Annotated in this window: 27 protein-coding genes and 1 pseudogene; 1 reads left to right on the forward strand and 27 read right to left on the reverse strand. The window is 54.0% G+C overall.

Annotated features, from left to right (window positions below; genetic code table 11):
* The 27 genes and pseudogenes from JCM12539_RS10595 to JCM12539_RS10720 form a co-directional block, all read right to left on the reverse strand.
* The coding region (locus tag JCM12539_RS10595) for a hypothetical protein (protein WP_225350355.1) at positions 1 to 297 on the reverse strand (297 nt) is incomplete at its 3' end.
* A gap of 11 nt (positions 298 to 308) precedes the next feature.
* On the reverse strand, positions 309 to 731 hold the full coding sequence (locus JCM12539_RS10600; protein WP_054651340.1) for a GH25 family lysozyme: 423 nt from the start codon (positions 729 to 731) through the stop codon (positions 309 to 311).
* Positions 706 to 1,704 carry a phage tail protein gene (locus JCM12539_RS10605; protein ID WP_054651342.1) on the reverse strand — a complete coding sequence of 333 codons (999 nt, stop codon included), beginning with the start codon at positions 1,702 to 1,704 and terminating at the stop codon, positions 706 to 708. The genes JCM12539_RS10600 and JCM12539_RS10605 overlap by 26 nt, the downstream gene beginning before the upstream one ends.
* Positions 1,632 to 1,829, reverse strand: a complete 198-nt coding sequence (locus JCM12539_RS15330; RefSeq protein ID WP_369396108.1) for a hypothetical protein — start codon at positions 1,827 to 1,829, stop codon at positions 1,632 to 1,634. Before JCM12539_RS15330 ends, JCM12539_RS10605 begins: the two co-directional genes overlap by 73 nt.
* A gap of 136 nt (positions 1,830 to 1,965) precedes the next feature.
* Entirely contained in the window at positions 1,966 to 2,811 is an 846-nt protein-coding gene (locus tag JCM12539_RS10610) for a phage tail domain-containing protein (protein ID WP_054651343.1), read from the reverse strand.
* Positions 2,808 to 3,854 carry a lytic transglycosylase domain-containing protein gene (locus tag JCM12539_RS10615; protein ID WP_054651345.1) on the reverse strand — a complete coding sequence of 349 codons (1,047 nt, stop codon included), beginning with the start codon at positions 3,852 to 3,854 and terminating at the stop codon, positions 2,808 to 2,810. Before JCM12539_RS10615 ends, JCM12539_RS10610 begins: the two co-directional genes overlap by 4 nt.
* A gap of 148 nt (positions 3,855 to 4,002) precedes the next feature.
* Entirely contained in the window at positions 4,003 to 5,049 is a 1,047-nt protein-coding gene (locus JCM12539_RS10620) for a hypothetical protein (RefSeq protein WP_054651348.1), read from the reverse strand.
* 65 nt (positions 5,050 to 5,114) lie between these two features.
* Positions 5,115 to 5,381: a hypothetical protein gene (locus JCM12539_RS10625; RefSeq protein WP_156302182.1), complete on the reverse strand. Its 267-nt coding sequence runs from the start codon at positions 5,379 to 5,381 to the stop codon at positions 5,115 to 5,117.
* 62 nt (positions 5,382 to 5,443) lie between these two features.
* Complete coding sequence (locus JCM12539_RS10630) at positions 5,444 to 6,688, reverse strand: tape measure protein (protein WP_054651352.1); 1,245 nt, start codon at positions 6,686 to 6,688, stop codon at positions 5,444 to 5,446.
* A 117-nt stretch (positions 6,689 to 6,805) separates the two neighbouring features.
* Entirely contained in the window at positions 6,806 to 7,087 is a 282-nt protein-coding gene (locus JCM12539_RS10635) for a hypothetical protein (RefSeq protein ID WP_054651354.1), read from the reverse strand.
* A gap of 47 nt (positions 7,088 to 7,134) precedes the next feature.
* Entirely contained in the window at positions 7,135 to 7,356 is a 222-nt protein-coding gene (locus JCM12539_RS10640; RefSeq protein WP_054651356.1) for a hypothetical protein, read from the reverse strand.
* On the reverse strand, positions 7,353 to 7,697 hold the full coding sequence (locus tag JCM12539_RS10645; protein ID WP_054651358.1) for a tail assembly chaperone: 345 nt from the start codon (positions 7,695 to 7,697) through the stop codon (positions 7,353 to 7,355). Before JCM12539_RS10645 ends, JCM12539_RS10640 begins: the two co-directional genes overlap by 4 nt.
* Positions 7,698 to 7,778: 81 nt before the next feature.
* Positions 7,779 to 8,519, reverse strand: coding sequence for a hypothetical protein (locus JCM12539_RS10650; protein WP_054651360.1), 741 nt, complete (start codon positions 8,517 to 8,519; stop codon positions 7,779 to 7,781).
* Positions 8,512 to 8,967, reverse strand: a complete 456-nt coding sequence (locus JCM12539_RS10655; RefSeq protein WP_054651362.1) for a hypothetical protein — start codon at positions 8,965 to 8,967, stop codon at positions 8,512 to 8,514. Before JCM12539_RS10655 ends, JCM12539_RS10650 begins: the two co-directional genes overlap by 8 nt.
* Positions 8,968 to 9,465: a hypothetical protein gene (locus JCM12539_RS10660; protein WP_054651363.1), complete on the reverse strand. Its 498-nt coding sequence runs from the start codon at positions 9,463 to 9,465 to the stop codon at positions 8,968 to 8,970.
* Positions 9,466 to 9,467: 2 nt separating this feature from the next.
* The gene (locus tag JCM12539_RS10665) at positions 9,468 to 9,821 is read right to left on the reverse strand and encodes a hypothetical protein (protein WP_156302183.1); all 354 of its coding nucleotides are present in this window, start codon (positions 9,819 to 9,821) and stop codon (positions 9,468 to 9,470) included.
* Entirely contained in the window at positions 9,814 to 10,185 is a 372-nt protein-coding gene (locus JCM12539_RS10670; protein WP_054651367.1) for a phage head-tail connector protein, read from the reverse strand. The genes JCM12539_RS10665 and JCM12539_RS10670 overlap by 8 nt, the downstream gene beginning before the upstream one ends.
* 13 nt (positions 10,186 to 10,198) lie before the next feature.
* Positions 10,199 to 10,531: an Ig-like domain-containing protein gene (locus JCM12539_RS10675; protein ID WP_225350357.1), complete on the reverse strand. Its 333-nt coding sequence runs from the start codon at positions 10,529 to 10,531 to the stop codon at positions 10,199 to 10,201.
* Positions 10,531 to 11,592 carry a major capsid protein gene (locus JCM12539_RS10680; protein WP_054651369.1) on the reverse strand — a complete coding sequence of 354 codons (1,062 nt, stop codon included), beginning with the start codon at positions 11,590 to 11,592 and terminating at the stop codon, positions 10,531 to 10,533. The genes JCM12539_RS10675 and JCM12539_RS10680 overlap by 1 nt, the downstream gene beginning before the upstream one ends.
* A gap of 15 nt (positions 11,593 to 11,607) precedes the next feature.
* Entirely contained in the window at positions 11,608 to 11,982 is a 375-nt protein-coding gene (locus JCM12539_RS10685; protein ID WP_054651372.1) for a hypothetical protein, read from the reverse strand.
* A 17-nt stretch (positions 11,983 to 11,999) separates the two neighbouring features.
* On the reverse strand, positions 12,000 to 12,647 hold the full coding sequence (locus tag JCM12539_RS10690; protein WP_054651374.1) for a DUF4355 domain-containing protein: 648 nt from the start codon (positions 12,645 to 12,647) through the stop codon (positions 12,000 to 12,002).
* Positions 12,648 to 12,740: 93 nt separating this feature from the next.
* Positions 12,741 to 13,886, reverse strand: a complete 1,146-nt coding sequence (locus tag JCM12539_RS10695) for a minor capsid protein (RefSeq protein WP_054651376.1) — start codon at positions 13,884 to 13,886, stop codon at positions 12,741 to 12,743.
* A complete protein-coding gene (locus JCM12539_RS10700) occupies positions 13,873 to 14,073 on the reverse strand; it encodes a hypothetical protein (protein WP_054651378.1) in 201 nt (66 codons plus the stop codon). Before JCM12539_RS10700 ends, JCM12539_RS10695 begins: the two co-directional genes overlap by 14 nt.
* A 23-nt stretch (positions 14,074 to 14,096) precedes the next feature.
* The gene (locus JCM12539_RS10705; RefSeq protein ID WP_054651380.1) at positions 14,097 to 15,455 is read right to left on the reverse strand and encodes a phage portal protein; all 1,359 of its coding nucleotides are present in this window, start codon (positions 15,453 to 15,455) and stop codon (positions 14,097 to 14,099) included.
* A gap of 156 nt (positions 15,456 to 15,611) precedes the next feature.
* Positions 15,612 to 17,064 (reverse strand): annotated as a pseudogene (gene terL, locus JCM12539_RS10710) (phage terminase large subunit).
* Positions 17,065 to 17,435: 371 nt separating this feature from the next.
* Positions 17,436 to 17,660 (reverse strand): helix-turn-helix domain-containing protein, encoded by a 225-nt coding sequence (locus tag JCM12539_RS10715; RefSeq protein WP_156302184.1) that lies wholly within the window; start codon positions 17,658 to 17,660, stop codon positions 17,436 to 17,438.
* A gap of 175 nt (positions 17,661 to 17,835) precedes the next feature.
* Positions 17,836 to 18,120: an HNH endonuclease signature motif containing protein gene (locus JCM12539_RS10720; RefSeq protein ID WP_225350358.1), complete on the reverse strand. Its 285-nt coding sequence runs from the start codon at positions 18,118 to 18,120 to the stop codon at positions 17,836 to 17,838.
* 208 nt (positions 18,121 to 18,328) lie between these two features.
* Here JCM12539_RS10720 and JCM12539_RS10725 point away from each other — a divergent pair, with 208 nt between their 5' ends.
* Positions 18,329 to 18,541: a CsbD family protein gene (locus tag JCM12539_RS10725; protein WP_054651386.1), complete on the forward strand. Its 213-nt coding sequence runs from the start codon at positions 18,329 to 18,331 to the stop codon at positions 18,539 to 18,541.
* Positions 18,542 to 18,607 lie beyond the last annotated feature (66 nt).

Here is an 18,607-nt window from a genome sequence, read left to right on the forward strand (position 1 = left end):
AAAGCCCCACGGCGTGATGGCCGCGTAGAAATTCTTACCGTCGGTCGTGTAGCCGTATGAGCGGTCACCACCAACAGGGCTTGAATCGAAGCCAATGCCGACCATGGAGCCGGCGATTGGTGCTGGTGGTTCGAAGGGGTCGGTTGTGACGGCTGGTGCCACATACGAAAGCTTGCCAGTCCGGTCATAATCGTGGTCAAGGTTGCTTGTGTAACTGCCAAGACAACCCGTAGACGTGTACTGCCAAGCGTCATAGTTTGCTGGCTCATAGCTGTATGACGCGATCCAACGGTACACGCCATCGGCCGTCAGCTCGTCGTCGTCGAAGCCTTATGCGTGTAGTTGTAATCACCCGTGTATAGGCCAACCTTCCACCCTTTGGCCAGCCAGCTGTTGCGGAAATCGTAGAACTGGGCTGACCAGTCACCGCCGATGTCGCTGTCCTCAAAATCTAGGAAAAGATACGACGTGGAGGGCAGTCCAAGCTGGGTGGCCATGCTGGCACTGTACTCAACCTCGCCAGACGAGCCCTCGTAAAAGTGGTAGCCATGCCATGGCAGGTTGTACTTTTTAGCGCTCGCGATATGCGCGGCCGCCTCTTTGTCTTGCGTGTGGCCATGCGACAGCCGAATGATGACGGAGGTAACCCCGGCGGCAATCAGTCCCGGCCAATCCATCTTGCTATCAATCTGGTACTCCGAGATGTCAATTGTCGTTAAAGTAGCTGCCAACCTGGTTCACCCCTTCCTGTGTCCACGACATATCGACGCTGGTTGTGCCACTGCCGCCCTTTTGGGCATTTGCAGCGGTCTTACTTAGCATCGATACCTGCTTGCTTATCTGTGCCTGTAGGTCTAGCATGCTGTTCACGTTTGCCTTGTTGGTGTTTCCACTCGTCCACGTGATGGTGATGGGGTCACCGGTATATGGACTACCGGACTTGCCCGCCACCATCATCTTTTGGGACATGCAATGGCTCCATGATCCACTGCACCATCTCGCCCAGCTCGAGGTCGTCCCACTGGCCGATGTATTGGTCTGTATCGTCGAGGTAGGAATTGCCGTCGTGTTGAGTGACTTGGCCGCGGCGGAGTTAAGCGCGCTGGCGGATGTGGCTGTATCACTGGTGATGTCGTCGCCGTAGTGCTTTCCATATTGAGCGATACTATCGGTATCGGTGTATTCACCGAGATACTGATTGTTTGCTCCGTACAGTCGTACGGCGTTAGCAATGCTCGTTGAATCGTTGGACATGGTGGACGTGTCAGTCTGCCCGTAGTAGCGCATGACCTTTCCGGTGTCCCGTTTGAAGCTGTCCAGCGACTCTACCGTGATGACGTAGTTGTCAAACGTCATTACCCAGCCCATGTCGTCGATGATATAGGTTTTAAGCATGTCGGACGCATTTTGCCGGTCCATGCTGGTCAGCTCCACGCTGTCCGTGCCGCCCACAATTTTGTAGGAGTAACCATAGGCGTTACCGTCCAGCGCCAGCGACATGATTTGCTCGACCGTGTATTTACGTGGCACGGCGGTAATCGTGTTACCATTCGCGTCCGTGGTATCAGTGACCTCCCACGGCGTGATGTTTGGCCGCACGTCCGTAATGCCAAAGCCCACCGCAATGGCGGTTATCGCTTGGTGGGTATGCCGCCGCTGATACTCAAGTCGCACTGCTTGACCGTGTACCACTGCCCGTGCCATTTGACCTGTGCTTCGTTTAAGAGCAAAGAAAAAGCCATCAGATTATCTGACAGCTTGTAAGCCGTAAACGATATTTGATTTGTGGTGTCCATCTCGACGTCCACCGAAATGCTGGAGACATCCATGCCCGTGATGATTTCCTCGTGCGTGTGCGCCCTATCTCGCACAACGATGACATCAATCACAGGAAGTACCAGGCGAAGTCAAAAGTCACCTGTGGGTTGGTGAGCCCTGCCACCGTAATGGTGTTGTGACCAGGTGCTAGCTCGATCCAACCATGGTCGGAGTTGATGCCGTCCTGCGAATTGTTGAGATAGGGATTTGCGCGGGATAACACCAGCGTATCGGACGCGGTGAGTGTTTTAGTGTAGGCAAACTCCGTGCCGTCGTGGCATTGGTGATGGTTGGCTTGCCCGCACCTTTGATGGTGATGGTCAAGTCGTGATGTTGCTTGAGTGGGTCGACGGTGATGTCTGACGGGTTGTACACGTCGCATTGAGAGCTCGTATAAGCGTAGCTAGTGCCAGCCGGTAAGTTTATGCCAAAGCCCCCGTAAAGCTCGGGGTGGGCGGCAAATTCGACCGAATTAACCACGCTCCGTGCGTACCCGGTCAAATTGGTGAAAGGCACGTCAATCAATGCGGATTGCTCGTTAGCTGCAGTCACCGTAACCACGCCCGCTTTTACCAGCCAGCGCTTGTACGGCTGACCAAAGCGACCGCCAAACACCAACCAAAATGGGTCGCGGCTAGCAAAGAAGCGTTGAAGCGCGTCGCTTGCTAGGTCACCATCTTCTGCGGTGATGGCCTTCGCCAGAAAGTGAGCCGTGATGGCGCGCGTTTCGTACCGCGTCGAGTCAATCGTCTGCCCATCGGTCCCGGAAAACGTCCGGAGGGTGTCGACCGGCGTGGCCTTGGCAATGTCGACGCCGTAGCAGTAGATGTCCTTAAGGTCAGGCTCGTCATAGCTACTACGCCAGTTGGTACCGTTGGCCGAGATGGCGACCTCGTAGGGGTCAAACATCAGCCAGTTGTCAGTCTCGTTAAAGCGGTAAGCGTGTGGCTTGTCCGCAATGGTGCTTAAAACTTGTACGGTGATTATCCTCATCCCCCTTGAGCCGTCAAAACGTTGACGTCGGCTTTGCTTTGTTTGTTGACTTCCTTCGTGACCTTTTGCCGGTCAAGATAGATGTCAGTGTCCTTGTCGAGCAGTGCTTGAGTGGCGGTTACCAGTTTGGAAACCATGCCCAGCAAGCTGCTACCGCCAGCCGCACTGTCGCTCTGCACAACAGGCGCTGGCCGAAATGTTGCACCCGTGCTTGATGCAGGCGCGGCTAGTGTGGCGTGCGGTTGCTTGGCTTGGATGTCAGCCATTAGACCGGCGACCAAGTGCATGGCGTTTGGTTTGCTTGGGTTAACCACCCATTCATCGCCATCTTCACCGGCTAGCACTACTTCTGGGTGCGTCAGTTTGCCACCGTTGGCCATACGCCGGTGACCTTGCGGCCCCGAATGTAGCCAATCGATTTTGTTAACGCCCCAGATGGTCGTGCGCCCGATTGAGTTACGCCAGTCGGAGTTGTTGAAGAACGCGAGCAACTGGTCGTAAGGATTCATGATGTTGGTGTGGCCCGGAACCGCAAAGGCCCGGAATGTGCCCGGCGTGTACTGCAAAATGCCTCGGGCCTCGTTACCGCCGGAGTTCACATCGTGGATTTGCTGGACCACGTTGCGACCACCAGATTCAGACTGGATAGTCGCCTGCAGCATTTTGATAAAGGAAGCCGACGGGTCAACCTTCATTGCCCGCGCGGCCTTCTCAATCATCTCCGGGTTGTAGTTGCCCCGGGCGCTGCCAAAGTCCAGCCCATCTTTGAGGGCGGAGAACAAGCCTTTAAACCAGCTCTCACCCTGCTTGATCATGTAGTGCGATCCGTCCTGGAACATGGACCCGATACCGGTGCCCGGGAAGCTGGTCTTGCTGTCGAACAGCTTCTCGACCGCCTGCACTGGGTGCGCGACGTACTCGGCAATCTGCTTAATCTTCTCCGCTGCGCCTTTGATAAAGCCGCTGGCCGTGTCGATAAACTTGTCGAAGAAGCCCTCACCATCAGTACCACCAGCGTAGTGCGGCATGCCAGCCATCGACATGATGGCTTGCGTCTGGGCCGCGGTGTAGACCTTGGTACCAGCTTGAGGTCGAGAACAGTGTTACGACCTTCTGCCATACCAAGCTGCCCGGTAGACGTGTCTTCCAGCAGTTCCTTGTACAGTGGGCCCGGTTGGTCGTTGACCATGGCTAAGCCACCGGAGTGGTAGCCAGTACCAGTTGCCAGCTTAGGGATCTTCTTGATGGTCTCTTTCTTGCCACCAAAAAAAAGTGGATGACGGTATCAATGCCACCAATCCCACCATTGATAATGCCAATTAAGACATTCATCGCGCTCTTGGCGGTGTCCTTGATGCCGTCCCAAATGCTGCTGAAGAAATCACCAAGCCCAGACCACATGGAGCGCCAGCCTTTGCCAAAGCCGGTGGAGAAAGAACCCCACCACTTGTTGAGGCTAGTGCCCCATGAGCCTGCGTGATCACGTGCACTGTCTAAGGAATCGCCCATCCAGTTTTTGACGCTGTTCCAGTGACTTGACCAGCTCTTTCCAAACGATGACGACCACTTGCTCCGCCACTTCTCGACGTTGGAGCCCCAGTTTGAGGCACCATCTTTCATGTCGTTAAGCTTATCGCCCATCGAATCTTTGAAGCCGTTCCAGTCCTTGGACCAGTCCTTAGCATGTGAGCTAGCCCACTTCTTGGTAGCCTTCTCGTGGTCGTTAAACCAGTTGGTCGTGTTCTTGGCCATCTTGTTGTACGTGGTGGCCACGGACTTGCTTAGCTTGTCGTAGTCGTCACTGATGGTCTTGGTGAGCCCCTTCTTTTTTACGTCTTGGACGAAGCCTTGAGCCCACTTGGTAGCAGCCTTACCGGCCTTGGTGTCAGTCAGAAACCACGTGGCAACACCGCCAAAGATACCGGTAAACGCCTTGAGCACGGTTGGCCCGTACTTCTTCACGGCCTTGCCCATGTTTTTGGTGTACTCTACGACCGCGTCTCCGGCCTTGCGGGCATAGTAACCGGCCTTGGGAATCAGTCCTTCAGGCGGCTTTGCGCCACGACCGGCCTTGTTCCAGCCGTCCGTAAATTCCTTTGACGCTTGACCGGCCCACTTGCCGGCCGCCTTACCAATCGTTGCACCAATGGCAACACCACCAGGGCCAAAGAATGCCCCAATGCCGCCGCCAATAAGCGTGCCGGCGGACTCACCAACCGAGGTGAATTTATCGGACATCTTGCCACCCTTACTAAAGGCCTTCTTGAGGTCGGCAATATCAGTGACTGCATCGTAAGCGATGGCTACTGTCGCCGTAACTTTACCAACACCCTTAGTAAGATTGCCGGCACTTGTGCAAGGTTCTTAAGCCCCTTTAATGCGCCAGCCTTAGTAAATACGTCCGAAGCACCCAGCTTAATCAGGTCACCGATAATGCCCTTACTACCGCTAATACCAGCGAGTCCGGCTAAGTCCTTGTACAGGCTGTTGACCTTCGACGCGGCAAACAAAGCAATCAGCACCTTGCCAACGGTCTCAATCTCGGAGTGGTGCTCCGCTATTTTTCGCATAGCTTCGGCTACGCCCTTGATTCCGCCGGTCTTGGTGCCAGTTACTGTGTGCAAGAAATCAGTTACGAGGTCCCATGCGCCCTTGGCAGATCCGTGATGATTGAGCCGGTAGCCTTGGCGATTTCGGATATGGAACCTTTATTTTTCTCGACGTAGCGGAGAACGTCAACAATCTTGTCAGCAATCTTGCCCAAGCCTTCTGCGGCGTCGCCCAGTAACCCTTGGAAGTCCTTAGACTTCATAAAGTTGGCGACGTCGGTAAGACCAGTCTTTTGGGTGTCGACTAGTTTCTGTCCAAAGACAGACTGGGCGCTGATCCAACTACCCTTAATCTGGGCGATGGCACCTTGTCCGGTCTTGCCAAAGACCGAAAACGCGGCGGGTGACTGCTTGGACACCTTTTCAACCAGGTCTTCAAACGCGGATCCGGTGAGCTTGCCGTCCGATACCATCTTGTTAAACGCGTCTTGACTCATGCCAGCAGCCGCGGCCAGTGCGCTGCCCATCTTTGGCGCTTGCGTCTCTATCCGAGCAAGCTGTGAGGACGTCACGCTGTCAGATGAGAATAGCCGGCCCATTGAACGGACTAGCTTGCCTACCTTGTCACCGGACAATCCGGACGCGACACCAACCCCCACCAGTGCTTCGGTGAGGTTCTTGGCGCTGTCCACACTACCGGTCAGACCATAGAATTGCTGTTGCATCTTCTTGATGTCACCGGCTGCATATCCGGTTTTGGCACGAAGGTCAACCATCTGAGCCGACATTTCAGCCGCGCCCTTGGACCCCGCACCCAAGTTCTCCCAGACACGTTCGGTCTGTTCGCCTTGCTCGGCTAGCTCAAGGCCATTCTTGGTTACTTCAACCAGTTTGGAGCCTAGCGTAGATAGCCCGTTAGCAATCAACGTGCCACCAAAGGCACCGCCCAGAATGCTACCCGTAGATTTGGCCTTAGAGCCGGTCTCGGCCAGTTCCTTTTGTGTGCCCTTCAAGGCCTCGTTGGCACCGGTAGTGTTGGCCGATACCTTGACCTTGGTGTTGTTTGGTAGGTTCTCGAGTGATTCCTTGACTTCCCGCACGCCCGTTTTGGCGTTGGTGGTCTCGGTCCGCACGATTACCTGCTTGGACTTCGGCAGCTTGTCTACCGACTCGTTGACGTCTTTAATGCCGCTCTTGGCTTCGCTAGTGGCGGCTTCAATCTTGAGCCGCTTATCGGCCGGCAGGTCTTTGACTTCATTTTGCAGGGCGCTAACCGCACCCTCGGCCGACTTGCTGGACGTCTTGATGGTCTCCGCAAAATGGCCCATGTCGTTGGCCGCGCCGGTCGCATTTTTTTAGCTTCTCGTACTCGCCCAAGATGGCCCGCAGCCCGTTCTCTGCATTGCCATCGATGGTGAATCGAAAGACGTTATCGTAAATAGCCACTAATTTTTCCCTCCTCTCTTCAAGGATTTACGCATGGCAAAGACCTGGGCGAAAGCGTCCGCCTGTGCAGTTTCCTGCCGCAGGGTCTGGTCGTTAATGTCCCGGTGGTCGTGCTTAATCTCGGCTTCCCACTTGTCCATGTAATCTTGCAGAGCGTTATTGACTGTCTGCGAGGCTTGGTCGTCCATATCAGCCAGATATACCGGGCTCACCAGTAATCCGTTCAGCGACGCTGTGCGTGCAGCGTCGTCGAGGTCAGCACGTTCTTTGCCCTCAATCATTGCGTCGAGGAGGTAAGGATTTAGCTGGTCAAAATCGGCAATGCTGGTTATTCCTGCTCGCTGTCGGGCTGCGACGAGGTAGCTTCGGTACCATTGATTTTGCTTGACATTGCGTCGAATAACGTCCGCGCGGTGCTCTCCTGATAGCCTAGCTGGTACATCGTTTCGTTGTACTTGTCCAGCTCTTCCTTGGTCGCATCCTTGCCCGGTACGTCCATCTGCTTGCCCATTTCCTGCGCCACCGAACGTGCGCTTTCCAGCGTCGTCATCCACTGGTGTAGCTGGGCTTTGAAAAAAAACCTGCGGCACCAATTTCCCCGACGATTTTGGTACACAGTTCCTCGGCAGTCATGTCATTCAGCAAATCGCTGACTGCGTCGAACACCTTCTGGAAACTAGGCCGCGTTTTCATGTGTGCCAAACCGCCATACAGTACTTGCGTAGCGGCCATTGGATTGTCGTTTGCTAAGCCAGTAAACAGGTGATCATAAACGCCGCTATCATCCAGACCCTTGCTGTCAGTGTCTTGTTTAGCCAAGTCGCGCCAAGCCAGCAGGCTAGCAAACGTGAATTTCACGTCGTAGTCCTTGTTGCCAATTGTGAGTTGCATATTCTTTACCTCCTCGGTTAATAAAAAAAAGATGACAGGCCAACGCCTGCCATCAAGATGCGTGTCACGCCGTTAATTCAATTACTTACCTTCACTAGAAGCTGCGCTAGATGGTGCAGATGAAGCTGCTGTGCTTGCCGGAGACGTGTCAGCACTTGACCCAGTGCCAAAATTCAGCACGGATGAGTTGAGCTCTGGATTCATGTACTTGTCATCGCCCTCCTCACGAGTTGGCTTGGCAGCATTGGCGTTGGTGTAGGTGCTGTCAGTAGCACCACCAGCGCTAGTAGGAGCGATCAATCCGTACAGAGCTTCGCCCAAGTCAAAGGCGCCTTCTTCGAATTCAGATTCGGAGAGGACGCCCTTAACTGGCTGGCCCTGGACTTCAAATGCCAGAGAAGCGTTAAAGATACTGGCCAGTGCTTCCTGTGGGGGCAAAGCACCAAGCAGGCACTGTGAGTACTCAACCTCGGCCGTGCGGGTGGGGCTGGCACCAGAAACAGTGTTGAGGTCGACCCGGTACAAGTGCACCGTGATCCCAAAGCGCTGGGCCTTCTCCATGTCCTGATAAATACCGTCGTTCTTTTGGAAATAAGCAGCCACCGTGCGCTGGGATGTGTTGGACCCCATCGTCTTGATGTTGGTCTGCTTCAACGCGGTACTAGTCACGGTACGCGTGTTAGTACCAGACGATGCCCCCTGCAAGCCGAGCATGTTAGCCACGTGATCCTTTGGCCAAGTGTCGAGTTTGTAGTAGTAAATGATTTTATCGGCAAGTACAGGTTGAACCGTGCCAACGTTGCCGGATGATACATCAGCCATTAACTTTTCCTCCTGTTAGATAAATTTCGTAAATTTGGTACGTCAGTGAAATAGTTCCGTGTAGTAAGGTGACGGCTGTCGTGGTGTCGGTGACCGGCTGGGTACGACTGGCAGTCCCGCGTACGTACATACATGGGTGCTGGTACAGCGGCAGACGCTTGAGTGTGTTTTCCGCCTCGTCCAGCGTGTCCAGTAGGTCAAACTGCTCACCTGCAGGCCAGTATAGGTCTACTTCCGCGGTGTAGCGGCCGACCTGGGCATTGCGGTAGTCCGCCGTGTCGTTTTTGATTGGAAGCTGCACCACGATAAGCGGATACTCGATTTGCGAGCCCGCATTATCGGCTTGCGTGACTTCCTGTGCGGTCATCACCGTGTTGGCTAGCTCGGCCATGGCACGCTTAATGCCCAGCACTAAATCAGTGCTAGGTAACATCTCTTCGTCGGCCATCTACTCACCCCCAAACACGAATTTCGCTAGACCGTCCAATTCTTCTTGTGTGCGTTTTTGCAGTGTGGCGTTTGCTTGCGCCATGTACGGTGTGGATTCAGGATGCCAGCGGGTGCCGGTCTCCACAAAGCCGCCGTACTCGGTCTCACCATCAGACGCGGTGGCGTCCGGATAGACCTGGGTCACTCCGTCGTCATCGTGCTGATCAATCGACCGCATTAAATTACCAGTAGGTACGTACCCGCTCCGGCCATGACCGACCATGCCGCGCTCTTGCTTTACCGCTTCTTCGACGGCTAATGCCCCCATGTGATGGAGCAGGTTTTGCAGGTTGCGGTCAATGTCAGCGCGTGCCTGATGGAGTTTGCGCCCAGTCTCGTTGAGGCCGGCGAGATCAAACAGGTTCGCGTACGCGTCCAACTTTTCCACGCCTTTGGCTTCGGTGCGGTACTGGATTACCGGCCGTAGCTTGCGGCCAACCTCTACCCAATTGGTCATGACTAGACACCACCTTTTAGTAGCGTCGCCTTAGTGTTGACCGCAAAAAAGGCCGTCACATTTGAGTGCGGTCTAATTAGAGTTACGTTATAAACAATGCCGGTCTCGTTATCCGGGTCATACTCATCAGCAAAGGCCAGTCGGTCAGCCTTGGGGTGACCAGGTACGACCACCGTCTTCACGTCGCTGTACACATCACCAGCAAACAGGCTCTTCTGGAGCTGTGGTCCCGTGTTGTTGACCTTGGCAAAGTTGATGGTGTCCACCACCTTGTAGCCGGTCACGGTGTCGTGTGCGTTGCGCGGAGATGGCTTTTGGTATGCTGCCAACAGATACACGTCTCGTGTACTAGTCAAAGCTCATCACCATCCCCGATTCGTTGAGATTGCCGCCGCTGTCCTTGGCGTCCTTGTACGCCTTGAGCTGGGTCATGTACGGTGATAAGTCGTCCACATTCCAACTGGCAGACAGCCCTTCCTCGCCGCTGGAGGTTTTACCCTCGTCGCCGCGCTTAGCGAACTTAGCCAGGGCCATCTCGGTGACGACCCCGCTTAGCTCACCTGGTAGGTTGTCCCAGGTCTCGGCTGTGACTAGAGCCACGGATTTGCAAGCCAGTTTTATATATAGACTAATCGTCTTGATTTTGGCTGCGTCTGCCGTGTCAATGTCCAATGCCGTTTGGACGTCAACTAGGACTTCATTTTGGGTGTCAGTTGCCATTCAGGCCACCTCCTTATGCTGCGGCCGCGATAGTAACCTTGACCGTAGCCGTAAAGCTACCACTGGATGCCGTGATAGTGGCAGTGCCTTCCTTAAGGGCCGTAATAGTGCCGTCTGCGGCTACGGTTGCGATAGTGTCGTCGCTAGACGCATACTTGACTGCCTGGTTAACATTAGCTGCATCATCAGCATTAGCCGGGTCAGCTACTGCAGTCACCTGCTTAGTATCGCCAACCTTCATCGAGGCGGTCGCCTGGCTCATCTTGATACCGGTTGCTGGATTAGCGGCTGGCGGCGTTGTCTCGCCTGATTCCCCGGTACCATCGTCGGTGCCGGAGTCAGGCACTACGCTTTTGGGGGCGTGATCAGGCCGGACAGTACGTATACGCTGTCGACCAGCGGGAAGGATGGTGCGACCAGTTGGGATACCTTAGTTTCAACGCTAACAGGATCAGGCTGGGCCATGGTCGTGACCGCAACACCGGTGTCAGTCAGTGCAACGTTAGCGACAGACAAACCACGCAGGTCAGCTTCTTCTGGAGTTGTACCAAAGACTGTGTTACCAAGGTTACCGGCTGGCAGAAAGACAACCATGCCGTCTGGAATGTACTGGTGCAGCTTGTTAGACGCGTCCTTGTAACCCTTGTCGTATACGGCGAAGGTAATGCCCGTGTTGGACTGCAGGAACGTGGTCAGCTGACCGTCCAGAACCACAGCAGCAGACGCATTTGCAGAGCTAGACAGCAACGTAGCCTTAATAGTTTCGTTGGCTAGCAGAGTATTCCACGTAGCTTGATTCATTACAGCGCGGGTGATGGTTGCCCCAGTTGAGTAGCTGATCGCCTGCTTAGCGTCGCGAATGTCGGCCAATGGGTTGGAGTCCGCTTGGTCCCATGCCTTCTTGGCAGTGACCTTGTTGGAATCCGGCATAAAGTAGTCGTACTGCTTAAACACGCCGTTACCTTCAACGGTCGCCTTACCAGTTGTCAATGCCTCCATACGCAAAATTTCACGGGCAATACCCGCAGCACTAATCAGTTGCGTGGCGTTTTGGAAGATGTGGTTAATCACCATATCCTGGTATGCCGGGTTGTTGGAGTTCTGTACCATGATCAACTGTTGGCGAATTTCCTCGTCGATGTACGTTGATTCCTTGAAGTATGGAAGCTTGTCACGGAACTCTGTGAAGCCTTCACGTGGCCGAGGAATGACCTTCGTGTCGAAAGCCGCGGGTTGCAGTGCGACAGGCTGGTTGTTGGCACCCTTCAAAAATTCAAGGTTCATACCCATTTGCTGGGTTGCAGGGAACAACTCATCCCCAAGGAATGGCGGTTCTAACTGCGGAAAATTCTGGTAATAGGCCACAACATTTTGGGCCTGAATTAGGTCAAAAATAGATCCGTTCATTTGTTAAGCCCCTTTCTAGTTGCGAGCCAGGAACGTTACCTTGCCGTCCAATGCCGTCTTGACAGCGTCCGGAATGGTTACGTTCGGAATGCGGTTCAGGTTGACGAAACCGAAAATCAACATCGTCCCGTTGCCCTGACCGCTAGTAACATCAACATCGTGCAGTAATACCCCGCGTGCGGTTGCATCAGTGGCAACTGCTACTTGCTTGGAGCCGTCCTCCTCCAGGACATTGTCTGCACCCCCGACTGGTGTACCAGCAGGGATAATCTTGTGACCTTGTGCATTCGCTTGGACGTCACCAGCCGCGACAATCACGCTGACAGACACCTGTGGTTCCACAAATGCCAAAATCTGCGTAGTTGCGCCAAATGTGCGCATTTCACTCATGCGTTATTCCTCCTTGTCTACTTGCTGAAATATGAGTGCTCAACACTCCTTGGGGCATATGCCTTAGCCAGACGGGCTCCGAAGTCATCTGGCTTTTTGCCAGATGTCTGAGAGCCGACGCCAGGTGTGCCATGTCCCTTCATGCGTTCTTCCACGGCCGATTGGACAGCGGAGCTAAACGCCTTTCCGAAGTCAGTAATGGCCTTGTCGGTCTCTTCGTCCGTGCCTCGGGTCAGGAATGGCACCAGTTCAGCGGGAATCTTGGCAGCTTGGGCGGCACTGGTGGCGTGTTCCTTACGGTCACGACGTGCCAGTTCTGCCTTGAGCTGATTCAGTTCCTTGTCGCGGTCGTCTTGTTCAGCGGCCGCTTGCTGTTCTGGTGTCATGTTGGCCCGTTCGAGGGCTTCCTTGACCTTCTTGGCTATCGTTTCGTCCGATTCCTTCTGCAACTTCTCACGCTGTCGCCCTAGCCGTTCGGTGATGATCTCGTTCATTTGCTCGGTCGTGATGGTACCAGCACCGCTTGCGGCGCTGTTTGCGTTCTGGTTGTTTTGTCCTGCTTGGCCCGCGCTTTGTGCGGCACCAGACGCGGCCGTGCTACCGGCTGTATTTGCTTGTGATTGTGCGTCCTGCTGTGCGTTTGCTCCGTTGTTTGCTTCGTCCATGGTTACTACCTCCGTTTACGGCCCGTCGGCCGTTATTTCCGCCTGTTCTTTTACGCCCGCTTTAGCGTTTAAGGGCATATAAAAAGCACAGCCTCAATCGACCATGCTTGCGTGCTCGTAGTTATCTGATGGAACTTCGATGATGTCGCATTGACAGTTTGGGTGAAAAGGCGGGCAGTTAAGCCCGGGCTCCGCGTCATCGATGTTAAAGATGGTGCCGTCCATATCGTTCTCGCAGTAGTCGCATGTGCTCTCTGCGTCTATGGCCACCACTTGGTATTGGGTGGCGCCGTTATCACTAAAGCGGCTTAGCTTGCTCTGCGTATACACGTGCGCGGCCTGCGTCCGAATCAGGCTGGCCGCCTTTCCCATGTCGCCGTTTGATTTGGTGCCACCGCCGGTCAGCAACCTCATAACCTGTTGTGTGTAGTCCTGCGGCTTCTGATGATTACGCACGGCCTGCTCGACCAAATGATTGAGCTTTAGCATGGCTTGCGACGCGGCCTCGTTGATGGCCTTGTATGGGTCAGTGCCCTTGTAGTAATTGGCCTTGATTTTAAATAGCGTCTGCCGTGTGAGTGCCGGCGTATATCGTCGGCCTCCGGGTGTCGGGCTCACTGCACGCCGCAAATTTGCCCCATTTTGTGGGGTAGACGACGTTTTGTGGGTTGGCGTGGTCAAACTCTCGTGTGTGGTCGTACCATGCTGTACGAGGCTCACACGGCCTAATACGTCGTTAGCCTTTTTGAGCGCGTCACTCTGTTCAGCCTCCGTGTACACCGGTGCAGACTTAGTAGCCGCGTTTAGGTCGGTACCCTTCGGAATGCTTGCTGGCTTGCTGTACTTGTTGTCGTACACCTGATTAGGGACCGACTGATATACGTCGCTGACCTGCCGCTGTTTGGCTAGGGCTAGGTTAATCATTGCGTAGTTGATGCTGGCATTCAGCAAGTCACCGTTTGTGCTCGGGACCGGCTTGCCGTTAAAGGTGACGTCCATCAGCTTCTTGGCGCTATCATCGCTCGCGCTGTCGGCCAGCGCTTGGAGCTGCTGCATAAAGGCGCGCACTTCGCTGGCCGGGGCTTTACTCGTCCAGTTGCGGTCGTCCGCGATAAAGTGATCTATCAGCTGGACGATTTGCGTCTGCGTGGCCGTGTATAGCTGTTGCAGTTGCTTTACCCGGTCGTCACTCGCACCGTATATCTCTTTGGCTAATGCGCTGACACTATGCTTCGCCATTGCCATCACCACCTACTGGCTTTTTGCCGCCGCTTGGTACTTGACCCGCGTCATCTGCCGGCTTAGCGTCATCCGGTTGCTGATCGTCAGGTTTACTGTCCTGTTGTACCGCAACACCTTGACCAGGTTGCGCGTCAAACGGCGAAGCAAAGCTGATGGTCGGATCCTCGTCTTGCTCTTCCCGCACCCGGTTAGCCTCCTCGGCTGGCTTTACCCCGGTGACGCCGGTTGCATCTCGCGGATGGTCTCCTTGCTAAAGTCGCCGGTGTTGGACAGGCCGGTCAACGTGGTGATAGTCTCCGCGTCGTTCTTCGGCAGGTTGGCCGTGAACTTCGGCGTGATGTGGTTAGGGTCGTCGGTAGCAGGTACCGCGCCCACTTTCTGCCAGTACGCGGTCAGCAATCGAATGCGCCGCATGAGTCCACGCTGGTACAAGCTCTCCTGAATCGCACGCTCTTGGTCGCTACCCCAGAGTTTGTACGACATAGCCACGCCGCTAGCGTTACTGGCAAAGTTCTGGTCGTTGACGTCCGGCGTGTTGGTGTACTTGTGGAAAGACTCCATCAGCGCGTCCGTGTAAATCTTCCAATCGTTCGCGGGCAGGGACTTGGTGAGGTACTGCGCTGTTGGTGTGATGACCGTTGTACCTTGCCCGGACAGGCCTCCACCTACAATACGTGGCTTGAGCCACATGATGAGGGAATGCCTGTCGATTGACGGTTGGTCCTTGACCACGTTTCCGTTTGCGTCCTTGTGCGTCGGCGTATCGACATCCCCGGTTAGCACCAGAACGGAGTTACTAAAGTCTTCCTGATTGTTTGCCATCTCGGAAATGCTACGGTCGTATGCGTCGATGGCGTCTAGCTCACGCTCCCAATCACCCATGCGCTCGTCATTGTTAATGTACTCAGTGATTGGTACTGCGTCAAAATAATGTGGCTCGGCGTGGTCAAAGACTAGCTCGGACGTTGGTGAGCTCATCGGCTTGTAGTAGTAGGTGTTCTCGTCGGTGTAGATGGTCACGTACCAGGTGTCGTCGCCATCAAAGCGGACTGGGTAGTAGTACACGGCAAAGAGACTGTGTTGCTCGATGGTCGCGTCATACACTACAAAAGCGTTGCTCGGGTCAATCGGCTTGACCATCGGGTCGTTGGTGTCTGGCCGCACATACAAGATTTCATAGGCGCGGCCTGTCACGGATAGTCGCTTCTTCATGATCTTCTCGTGGTATGGCTCATCACTGCGCTGGTTAAATGCATCTAGTGCCTTGGTCAGGTCTTCACCCGCGTTTTTGCCCTCGTCCTCGTCCACGTTGTATGTGAACTTCAGGGGCGTGCCGAATGTATAGCCAACACGGATGTTGGTGATGTACGACGTGATAGCACTGGCAATGCGGTTATCCGCCCGGTTGCGTGCCTTGTTGGCAAACCAGTAATGGATGTCGTTATCACCACTATAATATCGCTCGAGCGCCACGATGCGGTACACCTGCTCGTGATAATGCTCGGTGATAAACTTCGTGGCGATTGCTGCCAATGCGTCCGGATCACTTGCCGCATGCTCGTACACGTCGGTCGCATCTTGAATTGCCGGTTGCTGTAAAACGAGAAGCGGTGGCCATCAAGCATGCGCAATGGTGTGGTGACCTGAAATGGGCTACTGCCCGGTAGTGACCACAGGTGCGCGTTGATGTCTTCGGTTTCTGCCATGCGTGTAATGCCTCCTTTAGAATCCCATGTTACGTAGTTGCGCCTCTTGTTCTTCCAAGCTAGGACGGTCGCTGTACGTAATCTGGTCGTTAATCATTTCTGCAATGCCCGTCAGTGCGTCTGGGGCGTCGTCATGTGCATTCTTCCCGGCACGTTGGTACCGAGTGAGAATATGGAACAAGTCCGGCCAGCGGTCGCGCCAGTTGGCTGGAAAGTAGATGTGCTGCATGACCCACGGCGCGTTGCTGATAATGCGGGCGTTTTTTATTTTTATTATTGTGGAACCACTGAATGACGGTGAGGTTGCTGTGCATTTGGTCGCGCAACAGCTTCTCCACCTCACGCGCAAATCCGCGACCACCGTTGTTGCTTTCGATGGTGGCCTGATTGACCTTGTTGGTGTAAAACATCTGTGCCACGGCCGGCTCCGTCTCTTCCATTGGCGCTTGCGTGTATGTGACGTCCAAGATGTATGCCTCGCCGTTGTATAGGCCGAAAACATAGCTTGCCAACCAGTCGGAGCCTTCGTCCGCGGTATCGGTGTATGAGTAAATGCCGGTGAATAGTGGTTTGCCCACGTCGTCCATCGGCACTTGGTTGTACGTCTTGAATCCCTTGTACAGTCGGCCTTGCTGGTCGATTGGCTCCTGCTGGTAGTTGGCTGCGGCAATCTCCGGAGACAACGTTTTGTATCGCCGATCAAACTCCTCGCGGGTCAGTACGTCATCGCATAGCATGGTGCCATCGTCTTGCAACGCCTTCATATTGACGTGCTTAACGCTGTAGCCTAGACCCGGTAGCTGTGCTAGTGCACGGCCTGCTAGGTCTAGCGAACTCCACCGCGTCATGATGATGATGATTTTGCCGCCTGTCTCGAGTCGGGTCAGCATGGTGTCAGTAAACCAGCTCCATTGCTTGTCTAAGACTGTTTCGTTGTTGGCCTCCTCGTTGTTCTTGATGAGGTCATCAATGATTTCAATGTCAGCACCAAACCCAGTGGCCGTGCCAGTTGGACTGGTGGCCAGGTAGTTGTTGTAGCCACCTTCGAGAGCCCACATGTTCATGGCCCCGTCGCCCTGTTTGATGTGTGTCTTGGGGAATACATCCTCATACACAGGAATCGCCGGGTCAGCCTTAACCTCCTGAATCGTGTTACGCACCGCCTTGGAGAAGGTCGTCGATAGTGTCTCGTTGTATGAGCCGGTCATGACCTTGGTGCTAGGACTGCGACCAAGCAACCACTCCACAAACATGCTGGCCGTGCGGGACTTCCCGTGACGAGGTGGAAGGTTGATTACCAGCACGTTATCCTTTCCTGTTACAAAGTCCTGCAGGTCACGACACAGGCTGATGAGGTACTCCCGCTTGCGCTGGTAGAAGCTCGGCGCCATCAGATGGGCATACTCGAAGAAATCTCGCCGTGCTAGCTCATACTGGGCGTACCGCTTAAGCGCAACGTTAACCGTCATCGTCATCATCAACTTCCGCGTTGGCGATAGCATCAGCTGGGCCGTGGTGAGATGGCTCATGTCCGGCCCGTCTAGATGCCCGCTCACCTGGTTGGCAACCTCCCGCCGGTCACGCCACAGGTCAGGCCGCCGGTTCTTGAGCCAAAATATTTGGGCCGTAGTGTCAGGCGGCAACTCGTGCTTGGTCTTCCTGGTAACCGCAAGCTCCTGCGTCGGAACTTTTGCCTTTGCAAGTTGCGCAGCGTATGCGTATGGAGTGTCGGGATGTTCCTCTCTGTACTTTTTCGCATAAGCAACACGATCCAGTTTGATGGCAGCTTCGTTACGACTAATCAGCTCCGTGACCTCATCGACGGTAACCATTCCAATTGTCACGTTTGAAGTAGGGTCGTTTTCGATTCGTAGTCTGAAACCTCCTTGCCGTGTTTTAGGGCGTCGGCAATGTCCGGATAACGTTTCTTCCAGTCGTAGAGAGTTGTGCGACGAATGCCAATGTTGTGGGCTATTTGCTCATCGGTCAGTCCGTCATGGGCCCAGCCTTGTAGCATTGCCAAGTGGTCTGCTTCCTGCCATGTCTTATATAGAGTCTTGCCCATGTACTCATCTCCATTCTGGGCATGAAAAAAAGGAGCCATCACAGCTCCTTTAATCAGTTATTCGGCTACATGAATCAGATTCATATCTTTCTCTGGCACTAAAGTACCCCGATGATGGCATGCTGCACAATAGAACAATACTGCATTTTGCCTACCGCCTTCATCCTTATCTAATTCAAGAGTGTTCAAGCACCCACTTCTTACATTCGTTAGCATCCCAACGCTTGGCAGTGTCGAGATTCTCGATTAATGATTCTGACTGATATACTTGGCTTTCCAATTTCGTTTTCCAGTAGTGGTCTTCCTGGCAAAGACACCAGAGATTGTCGCGGTCGAGTCGCTTACGCTTGTCAACTCGCAACGGTACGATGTGGTCAGTGATTAGCTTGCCTGGCTGGTCATAGGTATGACCACAGATAGCACACGTGTTATACGACTCGGCCTTGACTCGTGCTGACATATGCTCCCACACTTGCGATTGGTAGAACGCGTTGGCGATCGGGTCTCGCTTGTATTTGTTGTAGTATGACTGGTCGCGATGGCGACGCGTATATGCTGACAATGTAATCACCTCCATAAATTATTAATTAGTTGATAACAGCAAAAGATATTGAAATGAGCGAATTAACATGTGATAATGTATGTACACCATAAAGGAGGTAATATCTATGAGTTTAGATGGTAAAGTCGATAGTGCTAAAGACAAGATCTCCGGTAAGGCCAAGGAAGTCGAAGGTAAAGTTACTGGTGATAAAGCCCGAGAAGCACAAGGAAAAGCAGAGGGCGTTCTTGGGAAAGTCAAGGGGAAGCTTGACGATGCCAAGGAAAAGGTTGAAGATACCGTTGACGACGTGAAAAAAAAGTTGGATAAAGATAATTAGTTTTTACGGCCGGCTTTTGCCGGCTTTTTATTTGCATAAAAATAACCACCCGGTTAAGGTGGCTGT

Source organism: Lacticaseibacillus pantheris DSM 15945 = JCM 12539 = NBRC 106106 (genome assembly GCF_001311175.1).
Lineage (GTDB): Bacteria > Bacillota > Bacilli > Lactobacillales > Lactobacillaceae > Lacticaseibacillus > Lacticaseibacillus pantheris.

What these genes read in the sequence shown, in the direction of transcription:
- JCM12539_RS10605 (WP_054651342.1), bottom strand. Translation starts at nt 1,704, where the DNA reads ATGGCACGGGCAGTGGTACACGGTCAAGCAGTGCGACTTGAGTATCAG.
- JCM12539_RS15330 (WP_369396108.1), bottom strand. Translation starts at nt 1,829, where the DNA reads ATGGATGTCTCCAGCATTTCGGTGGACGTCGAGATGGACACCACAAAT.
- JCM12539_RS10610 (WP_054651343.1), bottom strand. Translation starts at nt 2,811, where the DNA reads ATGAGGATAATCACCGTACAAGTTTTAAGCACCATTGCGGACAAGCCA.
- JCM12539_RS10615 (WP_054651345.1), bottom strand. Translation starts at nt 3,854, where the DNA reads ATGTCGATGGCTGGCATGCCGCACTACGCTGGTGGTACTGATGGTGAG.
- JCM12539_RS10620 (WP_054651348.1), bottom strand. Translation starts at nt 5,049, where the DNA reads ATGTCCGATAAATTCACCTCGGTTGGTGAGTCCGCCGGCACGCTTATT.
- JCM12539_RS10625 (WP_156302182.1), bottom strand. Translation starts at nt 5,381, where the DNA reads ATGCGAAAAATAGCGGAGCACCACTCCGAGATTGAGACCGTTGGCAAG.
- JCM12539_RS10630 (WP_054651352.1), bottom strand. Translation starts at nt 6,688, where the DNA reads ATGGGCCATTTTGCGGAGACCATCAAGACGTCCAGCAAGTCGGCCGAG.
- JCM12539_RS10635 (WP_054651354.1), bottom strand. Translation starts at nt 7,087, where the DNA reads ATGATTGAGGGCAAAGAACGTGCTGACCTCGACGACGCTGCACGCACA.
- JCM12539_RS10640 (WP_054651356.1), bottom strand. Translation starts at nt 7,356, where the DNA reads ATGACGACGCTGGAAAGCGCACGTTCGGTGGCGCAGGAAATGGGCAAG.
- JCM12539_RS10645 (WP_054651358.1), bottom strand. Translation starts at nt 7,697, where the DNA reads ATGCAACTCACAATTGGCAACAAGGACTACGACGTGAAATTCACGTTT.
- JCM12539_RS10650 (WP_054651360.1), bottom strand. Translation starts at nt 8,519, where the DNA reads ATGGCTGATGTATCATCCGGCAACGTTGGCACGGTTCAACCTGTACTT.
- JCM12539_RS10655 (WP_054651362.1), bottom strand. Translation starts at nt 8,967, where the DNA reads ATGGCCGACGAAGAGATGTTACCTAGCACTGATTTAGTGCTGGGCATT.
- JCM12539_RS10660 (WP_054651363.1), bottom strand. Translation starts at nt 9,465, where the DNA reads ATGACCAATTGGGTAGAGGTTGGCCGCAAGCTACGGCCGGTAATCCAG.
- JCM12539_RS10670 (WP_054651367.1), bottom strand. Translation starts at nt 10,185, where the DNA reads ATGGCAACTGACACCCAAAATGAAGTCCTAGTTGACGTCCAAACGGCA.
- JCM12539_RS10680 (WP_054651369.1), bottom strand. Translation starts at nt 11,592, where the DNA reads ATGAACGGATCTATTTTTGACCTAATTCAGGCCCAAAATGTTGTGGCC.
- JCM12539_RS10685 (WP_054651372.1), bottom strand. Translation starts at nt 11,982, where the DNA reads ATGAGTGAAATGCGCACATTTGGCGCAACTACGCAGATTTTGGCATTT.
- JCM12539_RS10690 (WP_054651374.1), bottom strand. Translation starts at nt 12,647, where the DNA reads ATGGACGAAGCAAACAACGGAGCAAACGCACAGCAGGACGCACAATCA.
- JCM12539_RS10695 (WP_054651376.1), bottom strand. Translation starts at nt 13,886, where the DNA reads ATGGCGAAGCATAGTGTCAGCGCATTAGCCAAAGAGATATACGGTGCG.
- JCM12539_RS10715 (WP_156302184.1), bottom strand. Translation starts at nt 17,660, where the DNA reads ATGGGCAAGACTCTATATAAGACATGGCAGGAAGCAGACCACTTGGCA.
- JCM12539_RS10720 (WP_225350358.1), bottom strand. Translation starts at nt 18,120, where the DNA reads ATGTCAGCACGAGTCAAGGCCGAGTCGTATAACACGTGTGCTATCTGT.
- JCM12539_RS10725 (WP_054651386.1), top strand. Translation starts at nt 18,329, where the DNA reads ATGAGTTTAGATGGTAAAGTCGATAGTGCTAAAGACAAGATCTCCGGT.